The organism is Micromonospora sp. NBC_01655 (assembly GCF_026339755.1).
Taxonomy (GTDB): Bacteria; Actinomycetota; Actinomycetes; order Mycobacteriales; family Micromonosporaceae; genus Micromonospora.
The window spans coordinates 4,625,455-4,646,923 of the sequence record NZ_JAPEQF010000001.1; the positions used below are offsets into that span (position 1 = coordinate 4,625,455).

Below are 21,469 nucleotides of genomic sequence, written 5' to 3' on the forward strand. Positions count from 1 at the left end.
TCAGCACCGACCCACCGCGAGGCGAACCGGCCAGCCACCGTCGCCCGGACACCGCCGGCAGGTTCGTCACCACCGTGCGCCCACCGCCGCCGCCGACCACCGCGTCACTTGGCGTTGAAGTAGTTCGCCTCCGGGTGGTGCACCACGATCGCGTCGGTCGCCTGCTCCGGCACCAGCTGGAACTCCTCCGAGAGCTGCACCCCGATCCGATCCGCGCCCAGCAGGTCCACGATCTTCGCCCGGTCCTCCAGGTCCGGACAGGCCGGGTAGCCGAACGCGAACCGGCAGCCCCGGTAGTCGGTGCGCAGCAGGCCCGCCAGGTCCCCCGGGTCGTCGTCGGCCACCGTACGACCGCCCGGCAGCGTCAGCTCGGCCCGGACCCGCCGGTGCCAGTACTCCGCCAGCGCCTCCGTGAGCTGCACCGACAGGCCGTGCACCTCCAGGTAGTCGCGGTACTCGTTGCCGGCGAACATCTTCGCCGTGTACTCGCTGATCGGCTGCCCCACGGTCACCAACTGCAACGCCACCACGTCGAGCTGGTCGCCCTTGGGCCGGAAGAAGTCCGCCAGGCACAACCGCCGCTCCTGGCGCTGCCTCGGGAACGAGAACCGGGCCCGCTCGGCATGCCCGTTCTCGTCCAGCACCACCAGGTCGTTGCCCTCCGAGTACGCCGGGAAGTACCCGTACACCACCGCCGCCTCGAGGACCTTGTCGGCGGTCAGCCGGTCCAGCCAGTACCGCAGCCGCGGCCGGCCCTCGGTCTCCACCAGCTCCTCGTACGACGGGCCCTTGCCGCCCCGGGCGCCCCGCAGCCCCCACTGCCCCAGGAACGTCGCCCGCTCGTCCAGCAGCGCCGCGTACTCCGCCAGCGGCAGGCCCTTCACCACCCGGGTGCCGAAGAACGGCGGCCTCGGCACCTCCACGTCGCGCGCCACGTCGGAACGCACCGACGCGTCGTCCAGCTCCGGCAGCGCCTCGGTCACCATCGCCCGCTGCCGCTCCCGGCGCTCCCGACGCGCCGCCAGGGCCGCCTCCCGCTCCGGGTCCACCACCGGCGCCCCGCCCCGCTTCGCCGTCATCACCCGGTCCATCAGGGACAGCCCCTCGAACGCGTCCCGGGCGTAGTGCACCTGGCCCGGGAACACCGCCCGCAGGTCGTCCTCCACGTACGCCCGGGTCAACGCCGCCCCGCCGAGCAGCACCGGCCACCGCTCGGCCACCCCGCGCTCGGCCATCTCGGCCAGGTTCTCCTTCATGATCACCGTGCTCTTCACCAGCAGCCCGGACATCCCGATCGCGTCGGCCCGGTGCTGCTCCGCCGCGTCGAGGATCGCGGTGATCGGCTGCTTGATGCCGATGTTGACGACCTCGTAGCCGTTGTTGGACAGGATGATGTCGACCAGGTTCTTGCCGATGTCGTGCACGTCGCCCTTGACCGTGGCCAGCACGATCCGACCCTTGCCGCCGTCGTCGGCCTTCTCCATGTGCGGCTCCAGGTACGCCACCGCGGTCTTCATCACCTCGGCCGACTGGAGCACGAACGGCAGCTGCATCTGCCCCGAGCCGAACAGCTCGCCGACCACCTTCATCCCGTCCAGCAGCAGGTCGTTGATGATCGACAACGCGGACCGGCCCTCGGCCATCGCCGTGTCGAGGTCGGCCTCCAGGCCGTTGCGCTCGCCGTCGATGATCCGCCGCTTGAGACGCTCCTCCAGCGGCAGCGCCGCCAACTCCTCCGCCCGGGTGGCCCGCGCCGAGGAGGCGTCCACCCCCTCGAAGACCTCGATGAACCGCTGCACCGGGTCGAAGCCCTCACGGCGCCGGTCGTAGACCAGGTCCAGCGCGATTTCGCGCTGCTCGTCCGGAATCTTCGACATCGGCAGGATCTTGCTGGCGTGCACGATCGCCGAGGTCAGGCCGGCCTGCACGCACTCGTGCAGGAACACAGAGTTGAGCACCTGCCGGGCCGCCGGATTCAGCCCGAACGACACGTTCGAGATGCCCAGGGTGAAGTTCACCCCCGGCCAGCGGCGGGCGATCTCCCGGATCGCCTCGATGGTCTCGATGCCGTCGCGCCGGGTCTCCTCCTGGCCGGTGGCGATCGGGAAGGTCAGCGCGTCGATCAGGATGTCGGCCCGGCGCAGCCCCCACCGCCCGGTCAGGTCCTCGATCAGCCGCTGCGCGACCCGCACCTTCCACTCGGCGGTGCGGGCCTGTCCCTCCTCGTCGATGAGCAGCGCCACCACCGCCGCACCGTGCTCGGCGATGATCGGCATCACCCGGGCGTAGCGGGAGCCCGGCCCGTCGCCGTCCTCGAAGTTGACCGAGTTGACCACGCACCGGCCGCCGAGCATCTCCAGCCCGGCCTCGACCACCTGCGGCTCCGTCGAGTCGAGCATGATCGGCAGCGTGGACGCGGTCGCGAACCGGCCGGCCAGCTCCCGCATGTCCACCGTGCCGTCGCGGCCCACGTAGTCCACGCACAGGTCCAGCAGGTGCGAACCGTCCCGGGCCTGGCTGCGGGCGATCTCCACGCACGCCTGCCAGTCCCCGGCCAGCATCGCCTCCCGGAACGCCTTCGACCCGTTGGCGTTGGTCCGCTCCCCCACCATCAGCACGCTCGCGTCCTGCGCGAACGGCACGTGGTGGTAGATCGAGGAGACGCCGGCGTCGGCCTGCGGATGCCGCGAACCCGGCCGCGCGCCGTGCAGCCGCTCGGCGACCACCCGGATGTGCTCCGGCGTCGTCCCGCAGCAGCCGCCGATCAGCGAGACGCCGTACTCGACGACGAACCGCTCCAGCGCGTCGGCCAACTCCACCGGGGTCAGCGGGTAGACCGCCCCGTCGGCGGCGAGCTGCGGCAGGCCGGCGTTCGGCATCACCGACAGTGGCACCCGGGCGTGCTGGGACAGGTAGCGCAGGTGCTCGCTCATCTCCGCCGGCCCGGTCGCGCAGTTCAGCCCGATCAGGTCGATGCCCAGCGGCTCCAGCGCGGTCAGCGCCGCGCCGATCTCGCTGCCGAGCAACATCGTGCCGGTGGTCTCCACGGTGACGTGGCAGATCAGGGGCACCGTCCGCCCCGCCGCCGCCATCGCCCGGTGCGACCCGACCACCGCCGCCTTCACCTGGAGCAGGTCCTGGCAGGTCTCCACGATCAGCGCGTCCGCGCCGCCGTCGATCAGGCCGGCCGCGTTCTCCTGGTATGCGTCGCGCAGCGTCGCGTACGCGGTGTGCCCGAGGGTGGGCAGCTTCGTGCCGGGGCCGATCGAGCCGAGCACGAACCGGGGCCGGTCCGGGGTGCTCCACGCGTCGGCGGCCTCCCGGGCGATCCGCGCGCCGGCCTCCGCCAGCTCCCGGATCCGGTGCGAGATGTCGTACTCGCCCAGGTTGGCCAGGTTGGCGCCGAAGGTGTTCGTCTCGACGCAGTCCGCCCCGGCGGCCAGGTACGCCTCGTGCACACCCCGGACCACGTCCGGGCGGGTCACGTTGAGGATCTCGTTGCACCCCTCGTGGCCCTCGAAGTCGTCCAGGGTCAGGTCGGCCGCCTGGAGCATCGTCCCCATCGCGCCGTCGGCGACGAGGATCCGGTCTGACAACACATCCAGCAACGAAGTCCGCACGGATTCAGGGTAGTGCGAGGACCCCTGGCCGGGTCACCGCCCACTCGCGCTCCCACATTGTGTCGGCCGGATCACCCCGTTGGGCGGGGGCCGGGAGCACCGCCTCGTCCCGTCCGGCCGTTCCGGCGGGGACGGCCCGGCCGGGCTCGGCCGCGACGCCGGGGCCGGACGGCGCGGCCGGCGGGCCGCATCACGCGCCGACACGTAGGCTGACGGACGTGAAGGACAACAGGGACGCCACCGTGCCCGGCGGGCGGGCGACAGGGCCGTCGCCCGCGGCCACCCCCGACGAACAGGGTGAGGTGACGGCATGACCGAGTTCGACGGACTGCCGGTACTGCGGTCCCCCGTGGCCATCGCCGCTTTCGAGGGCTGGAACGACGCCGCCGACGCGTCGACCGCCGCGGTCGAGCACCTGGAGCAGGTCTGGGAGGCGCGGCAGGTCACCGAACTGGACCCGGAGGACTTCTACGACTTCCAGGTCAGCCGGCCGACGATCACGATGGCCGACGGCGAGACCCGCCGGGTCGAGTGGCCCACCACCCGGTTCATGGTGGCCAGCCCCGAGGGCACCGAACGGGACGTGGTGCTGATCCGGGGCATCGAGCCGAGCATGCGCTGGCGCACGTTCTGCGAGCAGGTGCTGGAGATCTGTCACAGCCTGGAGGTCGAACGGGTGGTGCTGCTCGGTGCGCTGCTGGCCGACGTGCCGTACACCCGGCCGCTGCCGATCAGCGGCAGCGCCTCGGACGCGGAGGCCGCCCGGCGTTACCAGCTCACCCCCACCCGCTACGACGGCCCGACCGGGATCGTCGGCGTGCTGCACGACGCCTGCACCCGGGCCGAGGTCGACGCGGTCTCGTTCTGGGTGCACGTGCCGCACTACGCCAACAACCCGCCCTGTCCCAAGGCCACCCTGGCCCTGCTGCACCGGGTCGAGGAGGTGCTCGACCTGCCGGTGCCGATGGCCGACCTGGCCGAGGAGGCCGCCGAGTGGGAGCAGCGGGTGCGCAGCGCCGCCGAGCAGGACGCCGAACTCGGCGAGTACGTCCGCGAGCTGGAGGAACGCGTCGGCGACGCGGGCATCACCCCGCTGACCGGTGACGAGATCGCCCAGGAGTTCGAGAAGTACCTGCGCCGGCGCGGCGGCTCGGCCGGCCCCACCGCCGGCTCCTGGTAGTCGCCCGCGCCGCTCGCCGAGGGCCCCGGATCGCCGCGATCCGGGGCCTCACGCGTGTCCGGGTGGCGCGATCACGCGTCGTGCGGCATCCTAGGAACCTAGCTGTCATTCGAGGAGGCGGGCATGCAGATCAACCCCGGCGCGGCCGAGTTCCCGCACCGGCAGATCGCCGCGCAGCTCAAGGCCCAGGTGCGCCGCGGCGACTGGGGCCCCGGCGAGCGGCTGCCGTCCATCCCGGCCATCGCCGAGATGTTCGGCGTCGCGAAGCAGACCGCGCAGCGCGCCGTCGACCAGCTACGGGTCGAGGGCATCCTGATCACCAAGCCCGGCTCCGGTACGTACGTCCGGGGCACCCGGCGCCGGCTCAACCGCCTCGCCCGGGGCCGGTACGGCGGCTTCCGCGGCTACCACACCGATCTGGCCGCCCGATACCGCCAGCAGCTCGTCTCGGTCGGCCGGGCCCCCGCCCCGCCCGAGGTGGCCGACGCGTTCGGCGTCGCCGACGGCACCGAGTTGCTGTGCCGCCGGCACCTGGTCCGCACCGAGGACTCCCCCGTCGAGGTGGGCGCCTCCTGGTTCCTCCCGGCGGACACCGCCGGCACCTCCCTGGAGCGGGGCGAGGCGTTCGGCCGCCCCCTCTACCAGGAGGCGGAGGAGGCCACCGGCCGGCGGTACGTCACCGCCACCGACACCATCACCGCCCGTCAGCCCAGCCGGGAGGAGGCGGAGACGCTCCAGATCCGCCCCGACACCCCGGTGCTGCACCTGCTGCACGTCGCCTACGACGACCGGCGCAAGCCCATCGAGGTGGCCCAGGCCACCTGGCCAGGCCCGATGACCACGCTCACCGAGGAGTACCGGGTCCCCGCCCCGGCCCCGGACCCCGACCCGGACCCCGGCCTCGTCCTGGGCTGAGCCGGCCCCCGTCGATCATGGAGCCGTGGCGGCCGGAACGCCCCCTTCGCGCCCTTCGCCGGGCACCACGCCTCCATGATCGGCGGGTGGGGTGGGGTGGGTGGGCGGGTGGGGTGGGGGTGGGGGTGGGGTGGGGCTAGAGGTGGAGGCCCAGGAGGGCGTCCAGGGTGGCGGCGAACAGGGGCGGGGCCTCCCGGTCCGTTCCCTCGCCGGCGAGGGCCCGCTCGGCCCAGGCGTCGGCGACCGCGATCGCGCCGGGGGTGTCGAGGTCGTCGGCGAGCCGGGCGCGTACCGCGGCCAGCAGCTCGACCCCGGACGGGCCGGCGGTGGCGGCGGCGGCCCGACGCCACCGGGCCAGGCGCTCGTGCGCGGCGGCCAGCAGCTCGTCGGTCCAGGTGCGGTCGGCGCGGTAGTGCCCGGCCATCAGCCCGAGCCGGACCGCCACCGGGTCCACCCGGTCGGCGCGCAGCCGGGAGACGAAGACCAGGTTCCCCTTGGACTTCGACATCTTCTCGCCGTCCAGGCCGATCATGCCGGCGTGCACGTAGTGGTTGGCGAACGGCGACCGCCCGGTCAGCCGCTCCGCGTGCGCGGCGGAGCACTCGTGGTGCGGGAAGATCAGGTCGTTCCCGCCGCCCTGCACGTCGATGGTCTCGCCCAGCAGGTTCAGCGCGATCACCGCGCACTCGATGTGCCAGCCCGGGCGGCCCGGGCCGAGGTCGCCGCCGGGCCAGGACGGCTCGCCCTCGCGGGCCCCCCGCCACAGCAGCGGGTCCAGCGGGTCCCGCTTGCCCGCCCGGTCCGGGTCGCCACCGCGCTCGGGGAAGATCTCCAGCATCTCCGGCCGGGACAGGTTCGACTCGTAGCCGAACGCCGGGACGGCGGTGATGTCGAAGTACACGTCGCCGGTGCCGTCGTCGAGCCGGTACGCCGCGCCGTCCTTGAGTAGCAGGAGGACCTTGTCGGCGATGTCCGGGATCGACTCCACCGCGCCGACGTAGTGCGCCGGCGGGATGATCCGCAGCGCCTCCATGTCCTCCCGGAACAACGCGGTCTCCCGCATCGCCAGGACCTTCCAGTCCTCGCCGTCGCGCTCGGCCCGCTCCAGCAACGGATCGTCGATGTCGGTGACGTTCTGCACGTACCGCACCGTCAGGCCGGAGTCCCGCCACACCCGCTGTACCAGATCGAAGGTGATCATTGTGGCGGCGTGGCCCAGGTGGGTCGCGTCGTACGGGGTGATGCCGCAGACGTACATGGTGGCGGTGCCGTCGGGTCGACTGGGATGGACACCGCGCCGCGCCGAGTCGAACAACATCAGGGGGCCGCCTCTGCCGGGCAGCCGTGGCACCTCATGCCCCACCCAAGACTCCATGACCGTCAGCCTAACGAGCCACCCGGCGCACCGGAGCCACCCCATGGGTGATCAACATGACAGCCTCTCGCCTCGGCCCGGCCGCCGGCCCACCGTCACATGGGTGGCCAGGGCATCGCCGGCCAGTCCTCCGGCGGCTGCGGGAAGTGGCCGGCGTCGCGCAGCCGGCCCACCCGGGCGGCGACCTGCGCGATCTCGCGGATCGTCAGGTGCTCGCCGAGTTCCTCGCCGAGGGCGCCGGCGAGCTGGTCGGCGAGGTCGGCGAGCATCTCCAGCGCGTCCGGCGGCAGCCCCCGGCCGGCCCAGCCCCACAGCACGGTACGCAGCTTCTCCTCCACGTGGAAGCTCACCCCGTGGTCGACGCCGTAGATCCGGTCGTCCGGGCCGACCAGCACGTGGCCCCCCTTGCGGTCGGCATTGTTGATCACCGCGTCGAGCACGGCCAGCCGGGCCAGGCGCGGGTCGTCGGCGTGCGCCAGGGCGTACGGGGTGCCGTCGTCGTCCCGGGCCGCCGCGATCGGGAACCAGCGCGGCGGCACCGTCCCGGCGGGCACGAACCCGACCAGCGGCTCGGCGTCGGACGGCTCGTCGATCCACAGCTGACAGGAGCCCGGGCCGAACGCGCCGTCCCGCAGCACCGTCGGCGGCACCAGGTCCCAGCCGGTGGCCCGGGAGACCAGGTACGCCGAGACCTCCCGCCCGGCGAGGGTGCCGTCGGGGAAGTCCCACAACGGCCGCTCGCCCCGCACCGGCTTGTAGACGCAACGCGCGCTCATCCCGTCGAGGGTGAGCGCGCCGAGCAGGGTGGCGTTCGAGGCGTCGACCAGCCGGCCCTCGACGGTCAGTTCACCGTCTCGCAGCAACCGCAGGGTCGCCGCGCCGTCCTGGCGGGGTTGGAGTTCGGACGACGTCACCGGTGATAACCGTTGTGCCGCGGGCACAGGTGCCCGGCGGGGTCCAGCGGCTGCCCACAGAGCGGACAGGGCGGGCGACCGGCGTTGACCACCCGGCGGGCCCGCTCGATGAACTCGCGGGTCGCCTCCGGGGTCAACCGGACGCGCAGCCGGTCGAGGTCCTCGTCCGGCTCCTCGTCGTCGGGGTCCTCCTCGTCGTCTTCCTCGGGGCCGCCGAGCTCGACCTCGGCCTCCCCCTCACCGGCGGCGATCGCCTCGATCACCACGGTGGCGGTGTCGACGTCGAAGGCCAGCCCGAGGGTGCCGACCCGGAACTCCTCGTCGACCGGCGTGTCCAGCGGGTCGTTGTCGCCCACGGAGGCCGGCGGCTCGGGCAGTTGCACACCGAAGCGGCGCTGCGCCTCGGTCAGCAACTCCTCCAGCTTCTCGGCGAGCAGCGACACCTGGACCTTCTCCAGCGCGACGCTGACCAGCCGGCCACCGCCGCGCGCCTGCAGGAAGAACGTGCGCTCCCCGGGCGCCCCGACCGTCCCGGCGACGAACCGCTCCGGCGGCTCGAAGGCGTGCACCTGGTGGGTCATACCCACGACCCTATCCGGCCCGCCACGGCGTCGCGCACCCCACCGACCGTGAAACGCGCCCGCGCGCACCCGCGCGCGTACCGTGAGGTCCGCCCCGGTCCGGCGGGGCCCGCCGGGCGCCTCACCGCGCCGCCCCGGCTCCCCCGCCCACGGCGGCGTCGGAGTCCGTCGACTTCGCCGCCCGCCGCCGCTTGCGCGGCGGCGGCACCAGCGCGGCCAGGTCACCACCGGTGTCGTTGAGCCGCACCAGGAACGGCCGCAGCGGCGTGTACCGGATCGCCGTCACCGACGCCGGGTCCGCGACGATGCGCTGGAAGAGATCCAGGTGTACGCCCAGCGCGTCCGCCACGATGGCCTTGATCACATCGCCGTGGCTGCATGCCAGCCAGACCGCCTCGGGACCGTGCTCGGCGGTGATCCGCGCGTCCCAGGTGCGTACCGCCGCGACCGCCCGCGCCGCCATCGCGGCCATCGACTCGCCCCCGGGGAAGGTGGCGGCGCTCGGGTGCTGCTGGACCACCGGCCAGAGCGGCTCCTTGGCCAGCTTCTTCAGCGGCTGCCCCTCCCAGCTGCCGTACCCGCACTCGATCAGCCCCTCGTCCACGGTCGGGCTGGCCTGCGGGAGCGCGAGTTCCAGGGTCTGCCGGCAGCGGATCAGCGGGCTGGTCACCACCGCGGCGAGGGGCAGCCCGCGCAGCCGCTCGCCCACCGCCGTGGCCTGGGCCCGCCCGGTGTCGTCCAGTTCGACGGGCTGCCGGCCGGCGAGGCCGCCGTCGGCGTTGGCGGTGGTGCGGCCGTGCCGCAGGAGGAGAAGAGTCGCCACGCCGCCCAGCCTATGTCGAGGTTGCGCTCCCCCACGGCCACCGGCCCCACCCCCGGGCGGCGGTGATCAAAAGGACGGGGGTGGGGTGGGGGGACGTGCTAGGTGGCGGAGAGGGTGCCGGTCATCAGGAGGGCGAGGACCAGGGTGCCCAGGGCGACCCGGTACAGCACGAAGACGTACAGGGTGTGGTGGGCGACGTAGCGCAACAGCCAGGCGATGGCGGCGTAACCGATGGCGAAGGCGATCAGCGTGGCGACCACCAACTGCGCCCCGCTCGGCGCGGCGGTGCCGGGCGCGGACGGTTCGAACACGTCGCCGAGGCTGAACACCCCGGACATCACCACGGCGGGGATGGCCAGCAGGAACGAGTACCGCGCCGCCGTCTCCCGGGTGAGGTTGAGCAGCAGTCCGGCCGTGAGCGTGCCGCCGGATCGGGACACCCCGGGGATCAGCGCCATCGCCTGGGCGAAGCCCATCACGATGCCGTCGCGCATCCGGAAGTTCTCCAGGGTGCGGGCCTGCCGGCCCCAGTACTCGGCGAAGGCGAGCACGAAGGCGAAGACGATCAGGGTGGTGGCGACCAGCCACAGGTTCCGGCCGGCGGTCTTGATCTGGTCCTTGAACAGGAAGCCGAAGGCCCCGATCGGGACGGAGCCGACGATCACGTACCAGCCCATCCGGTAGTCGAGGCTGCTGCGCACCGAGCGGTCGACAATGCCGACCAGCCAGACCCGGGTGATTCGCCAGATGTCCTTGGCGAAGTAGATCAGCACGGCCGCCTCGGTGCCGAGCTGGGTGACGGCGGTGAACGAGGCTCCGGCGTCGCGGCCGAAGAAGATGGCCGAGGTGATCCGCAGGTGCCCCGACGAGCTGACCGGCAGGAACTCGGTCAGGCCCTGGACGACGCCCAGGACGATGGCTTCGATCCAGGTCACTCGCCGACTCCGGCAAGGTCCAGCGCCTCGGCGACGGTGCGCAGGGTCTGCACGCCGCTGTCCCGGTCGGCCACGAAGAGGGTCACCGACAGGGTGGTGACGCCGGCGGCGGCGTACTCGCCCAGCCGCTCGGCGATGCGCTCCTTCGGCCCGAGCAGCGAGGTGCGGTCGATGAACTCCGTCGGCACCGCGGCGGCGGCGTCGCGCTGCCGCTTGGCCAGGTAGAGGTCCTGCACCTCGCGGGCGGCGTCGCCGTAGCCCATCCGGGTGGCGAGCTGGTTGTAGAAGTTCTGCTGCCGGCTGCCCATGCCGCCGACGTAGAGGGCGGCGTAGAAACGGACCAGCTCAGCGCAGGAGGCGACGTCGTCGCCGATGACCACCGGGACCGAGGGAACGACGTCGAAGCCGGCCAACTCCTTGCCGGCCTTCGCCCGGCCGGCCCGCACGGCGGCGAGCTGCTCTTCGGCGTACTCGGGGGCGTAGAAGACGGCCAGCCAGCCGTCGGCGATCTCGCCGGCCAGCTCCAGGTTCTTCGGACCGACGGCGGCGAGGTAGATCGGGACCTGCTCGCGGGGCGGGTGGAAGCCGAGCCGCAGCGCCTTGCCCGGGCCGTCGGGCAGCGGCAGCGGGTAGAACTCGCCGTCGTACGCGACCGGCTTGCGGGCGACGGCGAGCTTGACGATGTCGACGTACTCCCGGGTGCGGGCGAGGGGCTTGGCGAAGCGCACGCCGTGCCAGCCCTCGGAGACCTGCGGCCCGGAGACGCCCAGGCCGAGCCGGAACCGGCCACCGGAGAGCGCGTCGATGGTCGCCGCCGTCATGGCGGTCATCGCCGGGGTGCGGGCGGGGATCTGCATCACCGCGCTGCCCACGTCGATCCGTTCCGTCTGCCCGGCGATCCAGGCCAGAATGCTCGGCGAGTCGGAGCCGTATGCCTCTGCGGCCCACACCACCGAGTAGCCGAGCCGGTCCGCCTCCTGGGCGAGCGCCAGGTGGTCGGCGGGTGTGCTCCACGCCGTCTGGTAACCGAGGCTGAGCCCGAGTCGCACTGGTCCTCCCCCATCCGCAGCACAGGTCGCATCAGGTTACGCAATGCCGGCGGCGGAGCCGATCACCGGCTCACCCGGAACGTCTCAACCGGGGCGAACCGGCCGGTGGGGTGGGAATCCCGCCGACCGAAGGGGCTGGCAGGAACTTGACGGGAGCGAGGATATCGGTGGCGGCGGGTTCGAAATAAGGTTCACCCATGCAACAGCGACCGCTCGGCCGAAGCGGGCTGGCGGTTTCCCGGCTCGCGCTCGGCACCATGACCTGGGGCCGGGACACCGACGCCGACGACGCGGCCGCCCAACTGAAGAGCTTCCTCGACGCGGGCGGCAACCTGGTGGACACCGCCGACGTGTACGGCGACGGGGACGCGGAGGCGGTGATCGGGTCGCTGCTGGGCGGCCTGGTCCCCCGCGACGAGCTGCTGATCGCGACGAAGGCGGGGCTACGGCCGGGCAGCGCCCGGCGCCGGGACAACTCCCGGGGCCACCTGCTGCGCACGCTGGACGCCTCGCTGCGCCGGCTCGGCACGGACCACGTCGACCTGTGGCAGGTGCACGGGTACGACCCGGACACCCCGCTGGAGGAGACCCTGGCGGCACTCGACCACGCGGTGGCCAGCGGCCGGGTCCGCTACGTCGGGGTGTCGAACTTCTCCGGTTGGCAGACCGCGCGGGCGGCGGCGTGGCAGGCGGCCTGGCCGGGGCGGGCCCCGGTGGTGGCCGCCCAGGTGGAGTACTCGCTGCTGGAGCGGGGGGTGGAGCGTGAGGTGCTGCCGGCCTGCGCGGCGCTGGGCCTGGGGATGCTGCCCTGGTCGCCGCTGGGTCGGGGGGTGCTCACCGGCAAGTACCGGCACGGCCGGCCGGCGGACTCGCGGGCCGCGTCGGCGCACTTCGAGCCCTTCGTGGCGACCTACCTGGAGCCGCGCTGCTCCAGCATCGTGGAGGCGGTGGCCACGGCGGCCGGCGGGCTGGGGGTGTCGCCGCTGGAGGTGGCGCTGGCCTGGATCCGGGACCGGCCCGGGGTGACGGCCCCGATCCTCGGCGCCCGGACGGTCGGGCAGCTCCTCGGCGCGCTCCAGGTGGAGCGGATGGCCCTGCCCGACGAGATCGTGGTCGCGCTCGACGACGTGTCGGCGGTGCCGGTGGGCTACCCCGAGCGGGACGGCTGACCCCGACCGCCGCGCAGGTCGGGGCGGAGGCGGCGGTCACCTGGGGAAGGGTGGCGAACGGCCGGCGGGCTGGGCAGCATGGTACTCATGGACTACGAATACGCGCCGCTACGGTTGCCCTCGAACGTCGACCGGTTGACCGCCGCGGCGCAGCTGGCGATCCAGGCGGAGTTCTCGGGCTGGGAGCTGGCCCGGGTGCGGCTGTACCGGGACGGCACGCGGCAGGTCGTGCTGCGCCGCCGCCGGGTCAACCAGCCCCAGCCGGGCCTGTCGTACTGAGCGCCGGGTCGCCGCCGGGCGACCGCGGTGCGGCGCTGCCCCGGGGCGTGGGCGGGTGCTCGGGCCCTGGGGCAAACACGGTGCGGCGGCGCCGCCCCGAGGCGTGGGCGGAAGCTCGGGCCCTGGGGCAAACACGGTGCGGCGGCGCCGCCCCGGGGCGCGAGCGAAAGCTCGGGCCCCGGGGCGGCCACGGCCTAGTGGCGGTGCCCCGCGTGGTCGTGCTCCTCGTCGTCGAGGTCAAGGAACGGGTGCTCGTCGAGGCGGCCCACGAGACGGTCGTCGGCGGCGGGCTGGAACGGGCCCACCGGGTCGTCGTCGTCGAACGACTCCAGGTCGACGGGGGTGCCGACCTCGCTGACCATGACCACGCCGTCGAGCGGTTCCAGTTCCGGGACGTCCAGCGCGCTGAGCGAGCCGTCGCCGCTCTGGAGCAGCTCCAGCACCGCCTCGCCGACCCCCTCGACGGGTGCCGGCTCGTCGTCCTCGGGGGTGCCCTCGCGGCGGGCCGCCTCGGCGACCCGGATCAGCGCGGCGACGCTGGGCACCCGGTAGTCGCGGCGCTGGCGCACCGAGATGACCCGGGGGTGCGGGTCGGTGGCCTCGACCCCCTCGACGGCACCGAAACGCTCGTCGGCCTCGTCGGGGTCGATGGACTCCACGTCCCAGGGGGTGACCTCGCCGAACGCGTCGAGCAACTGCTCGTCGTACGCGAAGGAGGCGTTGTTCAGCGCGACGTACGCCTGCCAGACGTTGTCGTCGTCGATGCGGCCCTGGGCGGACCGGACGGCGGCCAGGTGCGCGCGGGCGGCGTCGATCACCCGCTCCAGGGCGGCGTCCAGCTCACCGTGCTGGTCGGTCATGTGCGTTCCCTTCGCAATGGGGGATGTTCCGCGCCGGACGGTAGGGCAACGGACACGGTCAGCAACTCCGGAGGAACCGGTCGAGAACCCGCACGCCGAACTGTAGTCCGTCCACCGGAACCCGCTCGTCGATGCCGTGGAACAGGGCGGAGAAGTTGAGGTCGGCGGGCAGCCGCAACGGCGCGAAGCCGAAGCAGCGGATGCCGAGCTGGGAGAATGCCTTGGCGTCGGTGCCGCCGGAGAGCATGTACGGCACCGGCCGGGCGCCCGGGTCCTCCGCGCGCAGGGCCACGGACATGGCGTCGACCAGGTCGCCGTCGAAGGTGGTCTCCAGGGCGGGCTGGCGCTGGATGTACTCGATCGCGATGTCCGGGCCGACCAGCTCGCGTAGCTGCTGCTCCAGCAGCTCGGACTGGCCCGGCAGGCTGCGGCAGTCGATGGTGGCGGTGGCCCGGCCGGGGATGACGTTGTCCTTGTAGCCGGCGGCGAGCCGGGTCGGGTTGGCGGTGTTGCGGATCGTCGCGCCGATGATGTTGGCGATCGGGCCGAGCTTGGCGATGGCGGCCTCCGGGTCCTCCGGGTCCAGCTCGACGCCGAGCAGGTCGGAGACCTCCTCCAGGAACGCCCGCACGGTGTCGGTGACGACCACCGGGAAGCGGTGCCGGCCGATGCGGGCCACCGCCTCGGCGAGGGCGGTGACCGCGTTGTCGTCGTGCACCATCGAGCCGTGGCCGGGCCGGCCCTTGGCGTGCAGCCGCAGCCAGTCGATGCCCTTCTCGGCCGTCTCGATCAGGTAGAGCCGCTGGGACTCGTCGACCGAGTACGAGAAGCCGCCGACCTCGCCGATCGCCTCCGTGCAGCCGTCGAAGAGGTCGCGGTGGTGCTGGGTGAGGAAGTGCGCGCCGTAGTCGCCGCCGGCCTCCTCGTCGGCGGTGAACGCCAGCACGATGTCGCGGGCCGGCCGGACGCCGGTGCGCTGCCAGTGCCGCACCACGGTCAGCACCATGGCGTCGAAGTCCTTCATGTCGATCGCGCCCCGGCCCCACAGGTAGCCGTCGCGGACCTCCCCGGAGAACGGGTGCACCGACCACTCGTCGGGGTCGGCGGGCACGACGTCGAGGTGGCCGTGCACCAGCAGCGCGTCCCGGCCGGGGTCGGTGCCGGGGATGCGGGCGACGAGGTTGGCCCGGCCCGGGGCGGACTCGTGGAGCACCACGTCGACGCCGACCTCGGCCAGCTTCTCCGCGACGTACTCGGCCGCGGCGCGCTCCCCGACGCTGGTGGCGTTGTCCCCGGTGTTCGTGGTGTCGATGCGCAGCAGGTCGCGGCAGAGGCCGACGACCTCGTCGGCGGGGTCGGGTCGGGCGGAAGCGGGGTCGCTGGTCATCGGTTCTTCATACCAGCCGCCACCGTCGGGCAGGTCGCCCGGCCGGCACCCCGTTTCGCGTGGGCGCGCGCCGGGTACCGCCGGTCGCGTCCCGCACCGCCCACCGGGCCGTGCCCGCCGCACCCCGCCGGCGGTCGCGCCCGCCACCGAGGAGGGCACCATGACCGTCCCCCTGCCCCCGTTGCCGCCCGTGCCCGAGCAGCAGGGATACCGGCCCGGCGGACGCAGCCTGGTCGACATCGTCGACCAGGAGCACCGGCAGTTGCTGGACCTGGCCGACCGCGTCGGTGACCCGGATTCGGCGCCCGGCGACCTGGTCCAGGTGCTCACCGCCGCGGTCTCCCGGCACCTGTCGGCGGAGGAGCAGTACCTGTTCCCCGCCGTGCGGGCCGCCCTGCCGCAGGCCGGCGAGCAGGTCGACCGGGAGCTTGCGGCGGCCGGCGCGCTGCTGACCGCCCTGAAGGCGCTGACCGGTTCGGCCGATCCCGCGCTGGCCGACGTGGCCGAGCGGGTGCGCCGGCACGCCGCCCGGGTCACCGAGCTGGTCACCCCGCTGCGCGAGGTGGCCACCGACGCGGAGCTGATCCGACTGGGCAACCGGTGGGAGATCGCCGAGGAGGCGGCGCCGAGCCGGCCGCACCCGGGCACCCCGGCGACGCCGCCGTGGAACCGCATCGTCGAACCGGCGATGGGCGTGGTGGACAAGGTCCGCGACGCGGTGACCCGCAGGCCGACGTACCCGGCGGATCTGGAGCCGGGGACGGGCCGGTCGGAGGCCACGTCGGAGGCCGCGTCGGAGGCGCGGCGACCGCCGGCCTGACCGAATACCGGGCGGGCCAGACCGGATATCGGTCAACTCCGATACACCCAGGGCCTTCCGTCGATCCCCGGGTGGCCATACCGTCACCCTATGAATCTGGAGCTGCGACACCTGCGGGTGGTCTGCGCCATCGCGGAGACGGGGAGCGTGACCAAGGCGGCATCCACGCTCGGCCTGGCCCAGCCGGCGCTCACCGCCCAGCTCCAACGCATCGAGCGGGCCCTCGGCGGCCCGCTGTTCGAACGGGACCGGCGGGGCTCCCGGCCCACCGCCCTCGGCGAGCTGGTGCTGTCCCGGGCCCGGGTCCTGCTGCCGGCCATGCAGGGCCTACAGGACGAGGCGGCCCGGCTGGCCGGCGCCGGCCCGACGCCCGCCCGGTACCGGTTCGGCGGGGTGAACAGCCCGATCCTCGGCCGGCTGGTGCACCGGCTCGCCGCCGAGCACCCCCAGGCCCAGATCACCACGTACGCCTCCTGGTCCGCCGACGAGCTGGCCCAGCTCGTCGGCGGTGGCCGGCTGGACTACGCCCTGGTCGGGGTCTGCGGCGACTCGCTGCCGCCGGCCGGGAACGGGCTGACCTGGCGGGAGGTGGCGATGGAGCCGGTGCAGGTGCTGCTGCCCGAGGGGCATCCGGTAACCGAGCGGGACGAGGTTCGCCTGGTGGACCTGCGCGGGGAGCAGTGGGTCGCGGCCCCCGGCGACGGCTGCTTCGGCGACTGCTTCGCCGCCGCCTGCGCCCGCGACGGCTTCACCCCCAGCAAGATGTACGAGGCCGACGTGCGCGGCTGCATCGACCTGGTGGAGACCGGCGCGGCGGTGGCGCTGTGCCAGGCCACCTTCCGTGCCGTTCCCGGGCTGGTGACCCGCCGGCTGGCCGGGACGCCGCTGCGCTGGCGGCTCATGCTGGGCTGGCACCCGGACTCGTCCGAGGTGGGCTTCGCCGGCGAGGTGCTGGACGCGGCGGTGTCGGCGTACACCGACTCGCTCGCCGCGCACCCGGACTACCTGGCTTGGCTGCTGCGGCACCCGGAGTTCGGGGTGCGCCGACCCGCCCCGGCCGGGCCGGTGCCCGGCGGGACGGGTTCCGGGGTGCGAACCGCCTGACGGTGGGTAACTGGGCGGCATGACCGATCTCTACCCCACCGCCGACGACCGGGAGACGCTGCGGGAGGCCGCCGCCGCGCACACCGCCGCCTCCCGGGACGTGGAGGCGTTCCTGCGCCGGCTGCCCCAGGTCCCCGACCCCGCCGACATCACCGAGTACGCCACCCTGCTCAGCCGGGAGGAACGGGCGCGCGGCGAGCGCCAGGCCGCCGCGGACGTCGCCGGGTTGCAGATCGGCAGCATGGAGTCGGAGTGACCGTCGCCCACCCCGGTCCCCGTGTGCGGCCCGCACGCGGGGACCGCTGACCGACGGGCCCGGTCCGGCGAACGGCGCGGGCGGGCCGCAGGAGGTCGGTGAGCGGCCGACGCGGGCCCTGCCGGCGGCGTCAGCGTTCCACGAGGACGTCGTGGCCGAGGTCGAGCAGCGAGTGCCGCCACTCGTCGTCGCTGTTGCCGCCCTTCGGGCGGGCCGCCGTCAGCGCCCGGATCCGGTCGATGGCGTCCCGCATCACCTCGATGTCCTCCGGGGTCAGGTCGACCTTGCGCTTGCGCAGCACGGCGAGGATCTGCCGGCCCGGCTCGGGCAGGTCGAGGGCTGGGTCCGGCCCGAACGACTCCTCGCCGGAGCCTCGGGTCAGCAGCCAGCTACGCAGTTGCTCGGAGGTGACGTTCACCTCGGCGTGGAAGTCCTCCCAGAGCACCTCGACCTCGGGATCGAGTCGCGCCTCGCGTGCCATCACGCCTCCTCTGCGGGCGGCGGCCCGGACGGTTCCGGTTCGCCGGTGTGGGTATGCAGGCCCTCCGGCGGCACCCGCACCCGGGCGGGGTTGGCCGTCGGCGGGGCCAGGATCGGTTCGGTCCGGGCCGCGTCGGGTGGGTTCTCCTCGCCGCTCTCCTCGGGTTCGGTCATCTCCGCCCCCCGCCGGCTCACCGCGGGTGGGACGTGGTGGCCGCGGAGTAGTCCCGGTCGCCGGCGGCCACCTCGAAGGCGAGCGCGTCGTCGCGGACGTCCACGGTCACCCGCTGTCCCGGCGAGATCGCGTGCTCCAGCAGCATCCGCGACAGCCGGTTGTCCACCTCGCGCTGGATCACCCGCCGCAGCGGGCGGGCGCCGAACTCCGGCTGGTAGCCGTGCTCGGCGATCCAGTCGATCCCGGCGACGGTGAAGTCCACCCCGATGTCCTGGGCGTGCAGCCGGCGCCGGGTCTCCTCCAGCATCAGCTCGGTGATCTGGCGCAGCTGCTGCTGCTCCAGCCGCTGGAAGATGATCACCTCGTCGATCCGGTTGAGGAACTCCGGCCGGAAGTTCTCCTGGAGCCGGCGCATCAGCCGCTCGCGCAGTTCTTCGTTCTCCCCCTCCGCGCCGGCAGCGCCGGCGCCGAAACCGACCGCGCGCTGGCTGCCGGTGATCAGCTCCGAGCCCAGGTTGCTGGTCATGATCAGGACGGTGTTCTTGAAGTTGACCGTCCGGCCCTGGCTGTCGGTGAGCCGGCCGTCGTCGAGCACCTGGAGCAGGACGTTGAACACGTCGGGGTGGGCCTTCTCGATCTCGTCGAGCAGCACCACCGCGTACGGGCGGCGGCGCACCGCCTCGGTGAGCTGGCCGGCCTCCTCGTACCCGACGTAGCCGGGGGGCGCGCCGACCAGCCGGGCGACGGTGTGCCGCTCCTGGAACTCGCTCATGTCCAGCCGCACCATCCGGTCGGCCTCGCCGAACAGCGCCTCGGCCAGGGCCCGGGCCAGCTCGGTCTTGCCGACTCCGGTGGGGCCGAGGAACAGGAAGCTGCCCATCGGCCGGTTCGGGTCGGCCAACCCGGTCCGCGAGCGGCGCACCGCCTCGGCGACCGCGCCGACCGCGTCGTCCTGGCCGACCACCTTCTCGTGCAGGTGCCCCTCCAGCCGCAGCAGCCGGTCCCGTTCCTCCTCGGTGAGCTGGGCGATCGGGATGCCGGTGGCCCGGGAGACCACCTCGGCGATCTCCTCCGGACCGACGGCCGGCACCTGGGAGCCGCTGCCGTCGTCGCCCTTGGCCCGGCCGATCTGCGCCTCCAGGTCGGCGAGCTGGTCGCGCAGGGCGGAGGCCCGCTCGTACTGCTCGTCGGCGACCGCCTGCTCCTTGTCCCGGCGTACCTCGTCGAGCCGCTGCTCCAGCTCCCGCACGTCGGAGGCGGGGGTCCGGGTACGCAGCCGGACCCGGGCGCCGGCCTGGTCGATCAGGTCGATCGCCTTGTCCGGCAGGTACCGGTCGGTGACGTACCGGTCGGACAGCTCGGCGGCGGCGACCAGCGCCTCGTCGGTGAACCGGACCTGGTGGTGGGCCTCGTAGCGGTCCCGCAGGCCGCGCAGGATGGCCACGGTGTCCTCCACGGTGGGCTCGGGCACCAGCACGGGCTGGAACCGGCGGGCCAGCGCGGCGTCCTTCTCGATGCTGCGCCGGTGCTCGTCCAGCGTGGTCGCGCCGATCACCCGCAGCTCGCCGCGGGCCAGCGCCGGCTTGAGCATGTTGGACGCGTCCATGCCGCCCTCGCTGCCCGCCCCGCCGGCGCCGACCAGGGTGTGGATCTCGTCCAGGAAGATGATCAACTCGTCGCGGTGGGCGCGGATCTCGTCGATGACCTTCTTCAGCCGCTCCTCGAAGTCGCCGCGGTAGCGGGTGCCGGCCACCAGCCCGGCGAGGTCGAGCTGCACCACCCGCTTGCCGAGCAGGGTCTGCGGCACGTCGCCGTCGCAGATCCGCTCGGCCAGCCCCTCCACGATCGCGGTCTTGCCGACGCCCGCCTCGCCGATCAGCACCGGGTTGTTCTTGGTCCGCCGGGAGAGGATCTCCACCGCCTGTTCGATCTCGTCGGAGCGCCCGATCACCGGGTCGATCTGGTCGTTGCGGGCCAGCTCGGTGAGGTCCTGGCCGTACTGGTCGAGGGTCGGGGTGCCCCGGTCGGGTCTCGGACCGGTCATCGGGCCACGCTCGGCGCTGGCCGCCTGGAGCGACTCGGGCTGGATCCGGCCGGCGGCGAGCATCCGGCCGGCCGGCGACTCCGGGTTCAGCGGCAACGCCATCAGGATGTGCTCGGGGCCGATGTAGTTGGCGCCCATCGCGCGGGAGAGCTGGTGGGCGTCGAGCAGCGCCCGCTTGGCCGCCGGGGTCAGCGACAGGTTCGGCGGCACCTCGCCCCGGGGTGCGCCGTCGCCACGCCCGCCCAGGGCGTTGACCAGGGCGTCGGGGTCGGCGCCGGCCCGCCGGACCAGGTCGCGCAGCGGCTCCCGCTGCAACGCCGCCCAGAGCAGGTGGTCGGTGTCCAGGTCGTTGCTGTGCCGCTGGGCCGCCCGGCGGGCCGCGTCGGCGAGCATCTCCCGCGCGTCGGCGGTCATCAGCCGGGTGATGTCGACCCGGTGCGCCGGCCGGCGTCCCCCCTCGCCCCGGCCGAAGTACCGGGCCAGGAACTCGTCCCACGGGTCGGAGCCGAAGTCGCCGGGTCCCATCATGTCTTTGCCTCCCGCGGTCGGGCACGCTCGCCGGTGCAGTCTCCGCCGGCACGGACGGCGGTGGCTACCCGGCGACCGGCGCGACAAACGCCCCCGGATGGCAGGCTGGACCCATGGATGCGAGGCCGCTGCTGATCGTGGACGCCGCCAACGTCGTGGGGTCCCGCCCCGACGGCTGGTGGCGGGACCGGGCCGGGGCCGCGGCCCGGCTGCGCGACGCCCTGGCCCCGGTGGCCGACGGCGGGCTGCCGCCGCTGCTGCCCGGGCCCGCCGAGGTGGTGCTGGTGGTGGAGGGCGCGGCGCGGGGGGTGCCGGCGGTGCCCGGGGTCCGGGTGGTGGCCGCGCCGGGCTCCGGCGACGACGCCATCGTGGAGCTGGTCGGCGCCACCGCGAACCGCCGACGGCTGGTGGTCACCGCCGACCGGGAGCTGCGCGGCCGGGTGGGCGTCCTCGGGGCGGAGGTGCGGGGCCCGCGCTGGCTGCGCGGCGGGTCCTAGCGGGCCGCGACCGCGGCGGCAGCCCCGCCGCCGGTCCGATTGACGGGACCGAACGACCCACGGACGGGACCACCGCCGCGCCGCCGGGCGGACTTCCCGCACGTCAGGACGGTGAGCGGACAGGCATACGGCAACACCGACAGGGCGGATGTTCTCTCCCTGTCGGGGATGGGTTGTAATGGAGATCTCCCCGCCCCCAGGAGGTCTACGTGGCGAGCGTCGCCGAGCTGAAGGCAGCCATCGATGTCGCCCTCCAACAGATCGGTGACGGGCAGAGCGCCGTGCAGGCGGCCGGCGAAAAGCTCGCCGAGGCGCAGCAGACCCTGGCCGGGGCCCTGGAGGGCAGCGGGCACGAGACTGTCGAGGCGGCGCAGGCCTCGCTGACGCAGGCCAGCCAGGAGCTGGAGGAGTGCCTCGCGGCGACCCTCGTCGCGGTGGAGCAGGCGCAGCTCTACGTCTCGACCCTGTAGGGGCGGGC

At 73.8% G+C, this 21,469-nt stretch carries 21 protein-coding genes; 9 read left to right on the forward strand and 12 right to left on the reverse strand.

The genetic code is table 11. The annotated features are described in order from the left end of the window. Window positions 1-104 precede the first annotated feature (104 nt). Entirely contained in the window at window positions 105-3,620 is a 3,516-nt protein-coding gene (metH, locus tag OOK41_RS21025; RefSeq protein ID WP_266266415.1) for a methionine synthase, read from the reverse strand. Window positions 3,621-3,930: 310 nt separating this feature from the next. On the opposite strand from metH, the gene OOK41_RS21030 reads away from it, so the two are divergent. Together OOK41_RS21030 and OOK41_RS21035 are read left to right on the forward strand one after the other, a co-directional pair. Continuing rightward, window positions 3,931-4,800, forward strand: coding sequence for a PAC2 family protein (locus OOK41_RS21030; protein ID WP_117667546.1), 870 nt, complete (start codon window positions 3,931-3,933; stop codon window positions 4,798-4,800). 123 nt (window positions 4,801-4,923) lie between these two features. After that, on the forward strand, window positions 4,924-5,715 hold the full coding sequence (locus tag OOK41_RS21035; RefSeq protein ID WP_266266416.1) for a GntR family transcriptional regulator: 792 nt from the start codon (window positions 4,924-4,926) through the stop codon (window positions 5,713-5,715). A 136-nt stretch (window positions 5,716-5,851) separates the two neighbouring features. Here OOK41_RS21035 and mshC read toward each other — a convergent pair whose 3' ends face one another. The 6 genes from mshC to OOK41_RS21065 all read right to left on the reverse strand — a co-directional run bounded on the left by mshC (window position 5,852) and on the right by OOK41_RS21065 (window position 11,392). Continuing rightward, a complete protein-coding gene (mshC, locus tag OOK41_RS21040; RefSeq protein ID WP_266266417.1) occupies window positions 5,852-7,090 on the reverse strand; it encodes a cysteine--1-D-myo-inosityl 2-amino-2-deoxy-alpha-D-glucopyranoside ligase in 1,239 nt (412 codons plus the stop codon). A 95-nt stretch (window positions 7,091-7,185) separates the two neighbouring features. After that, on the reverse strand, window positions 7,186-8,004 hold the full coding sequence (locus tag OOK41_RS21045; protein ID WP_266266418.1) for an SCO1664 family protein: 819 nt from the start codon (window positions 8,002-8,004) through the stop codon (window positions 7,186-7,188). Beyond that, on the reverse strand, window positions 8,001-8,585 hold the full coding sequence (locus OOK41_RS21050; protein WP_266266419.1) for a DUF3090 domain-containing protein: 585 nt from the start codon (window positions 8,583-8,585) through the stop codon (window positions 8,001-8,003). The genes OOK41_RS21045 and OOK41_RS21050 overlap by 4 nt, the downstream gene beginning before the upstream one ends. 121 nt (window positions 8,586-8,706) lie before the next feature. Further along, on the reverse strand, window positions 8,707-9,417 hold the full coding sequence (locus OOK41_RS21055; protein ID WP_266267923.1) for a histidine phosphatase family protein: 711 nt from the start codon (window positions 9,415-9,417) through the stop codon (window positions 8,707-8,709). An 89-nt stretch (window positions 9,418-9,506) separates the two neighbouring features. Next, a complete protein-coding gene (locus OOK41_RS21060) occupies window positions 9,507-10,343 on the reverse strand; it encodes an undecaprenyl-diphosphate phosphatase (protein ID WP_117667552.1) in 837 nt (278 codons plus the stop codon). Then, complete coding sequence (locus OOK41_RS21065; RefSeq protein WP_266266420.1) at window positions 10,340-11,392, reverse strand: LLM class F420-dependent oxidoreductase; 1,053 nt, start codon at window positions 11,390-11,392, stop codon at window positions 10,340-10,342. The genes OOK41_RS21060 and OOK41_RS21065 overlap by 4 nt, the downstream gene beginning before the upstream one ends. Window positions 11,393-11,589: 197 nt before the next feature. Between OOK41_RS21065 and OOK41_RS21070 the strand changes: the two genes are divergently transcribed. Together OOK41_RS21070 and OOK41_RS21075 are read left to right on the forward strand one after the other, a co-directional pair. After that, window positions 11,590-12,561, forward strand: a complete 972-nt coding sequence (locus OOK41_RS21070; protein WP_117667554.1) for an aldo/keto reductase — start codon at window positions 11,590-11,592, stop codon at window positions 12,559-12,561. An 87-nt stretch (window positions 12,562-12,648) separates the two neighbouring features. Then, the gene (locus OOK41_RS21075; RefSeq protein ID WP_036378156.1) at window positions 12,649-12,840 is read left to right on the forward strand and encodes a DUF5703 family protein; all 192 of its coding nucleotides are present in this window, start codon (window positions 12,649-12,651) and stop codon (window positions 12,838-12,840) included. Between the two features lie 194 nt (window positions 12,841-13,034). Here the strand turns inward: OOK41_RS21075 and OOK41_RS21080 are convergent, their stop codons facing one another. Next, entirely contained in the window at window positions 13,035-13,700 is a 666-nt protein-coding gene (locus tag OOK41_RS21080) for a hypothetical protein (RefSeq protein ID WP_117667555.1), read from the reverse strand. 58 nt (window positions 13,701-13,758) lie between these two features. Beyond that, the gene (locus OOK41_RS21085) at window positions 13,759-15,087 is read right to left on the reverse strand and encodes a M20/M25/M40 family metallo-hydrolase (RefSeq protein ID WP_266266421.1); all 1,329 of its coding nucleotides are present in this window, start codon (window positions 15,085-15,087) and stop codon (window positions 13,759-13,761) included. 160 nt (window positions 15,088-15,247) lie between these two features. On the opposite strand from OOK41_RS21085, the gene OOK41_RS21090 reads away from it, so the two are divergent. The 3 genes from OOK41_RS21090 (at window position 15,248) to OOK41_RS21100 (ending at window position 17,267) form a co-directional block, all read left to right on the forward strand. Next, the gene (locus OOK41_RS21090) at window positions 15,248-15,907 is read left to right on the forward strand and encodes a hemerythrin domain-containing protein (RefSeq protein WP_266266422.1); all 660 of its coding nucleotides are present in this window, start codon (window positions 15,248-15,250) and stop codon (window positions 15,905-15,907) included. A 90-nt stretch (window positions 15,908-15,997) separates the two neighbouring features. Further along, the gene (locus tag OOK41_RS21095) at window positions 15,998-17,011 is read left to right on the forward strand and encodes a LysR family transcriptional regulator (protein ID WP_117667558.1); all 1,014 of its coding nucleotides are present in this window, start codon (window positions 15,998-16,000) and stop codon (window positions 17,009-17,011) included. Window positions 17,012-17,030: 19 nt separating this feature from the next. Continuing rightward, window positions 17,031-17,267 carry a hypothetical protein gene (locus OOK41_RS21100; RefSeq protein ID WP_117667560.1) on the forward strand — a complete coding sequence of 79 codons (237 nt, stop codon included), beginning with the start codon at window positions 17,031-17,033 and terminating at the stop codon, window positions 17,265-17,267. 130 nt (window positions 17,268-17,397) lie between these two features. Here the strand turns inward: OOK41_RS21100 and OOK41_RS21105 are convergent, their stop codons facing one another. The 3 genes from OOK41_RS21105 to OOK41_RS21115 are packed head-to-tail and all read right to left on the reverse strand — an operon-like array spanning window position 17,398 to window position 20,494. After that, a complete protein-coding gene (locus tag OOK41_RS21105) occupies window positions 17,398-17,748 on the reverse strand; it encodes a DUF3140 domain-containing protein (protein WP_117667562.1) in 351 nt (116 codons plus the stop codon). Next, window positions 17,748-17,921 (reverse strand): hypothetical protein, encoded by a 174-nt coding sequence (locus OOK41_RS21110; RefSeq protein WP_266266423.1) that lies wholly within the window; start codon window positions 17,919-17,921, stop codon window positions 17,748-17,750. Before OOK41_RS21110 ends, OOK41_RS21105 begins: the two co-directional genes overlap by 1 nt. Window positions 17,922-17,938: 17 nt before the next feature. Next, window positions 17,939-20,494, reverse strand: coding sequence for an ATP-dependent Clp protease ATP-binding subunit (locus tag OOK41_RS21115; protein ID WP_266266424.1), 2,556 nt, complete (start codon window positions 20,492-20,494; stop codon window positions 17,939-17,941). 113 nt (window positions 20,495-20,607) lie between these two features. Between OOK41_RS21115 and OOK41_RS21120 the strand changes: the two genes are divergently transcribed. Both OOK41_RS21120 and OOK41_RS21125 read left to right on the forward strand, forming a co-directional pair. Next, window positions 20,608-20,991 carry a hypothetical protein gene (locus OOK41_RS21120; RefSeq protein ID WP_117667568.1) on the forward strand — a complete coding sequence of 128 codons (384 nt, stop codon included), beginning with the start codon at window positions 20,608-20,610 and terminating at the stop codon, window positions 20,989-20,991. 209 nt (window positions 20,992-21,200) lie between these two features. Continuing rightward, window positions 21,201-21,461 carry a hypothetical protein gene (locus OOK41_RS21125; RefSeq protein ID WP_074473389.1) on the forward strand — a complete coding sequence of 87 codons (261 nt, stop codon included), beginning with the start codon at window positions 21,201-21,203 and terminating at the stop codon, window positions 21,459-21,461. The last annotated feature ends 8 nt before the right edge of the window (window positions 21,462-21,469 follow it).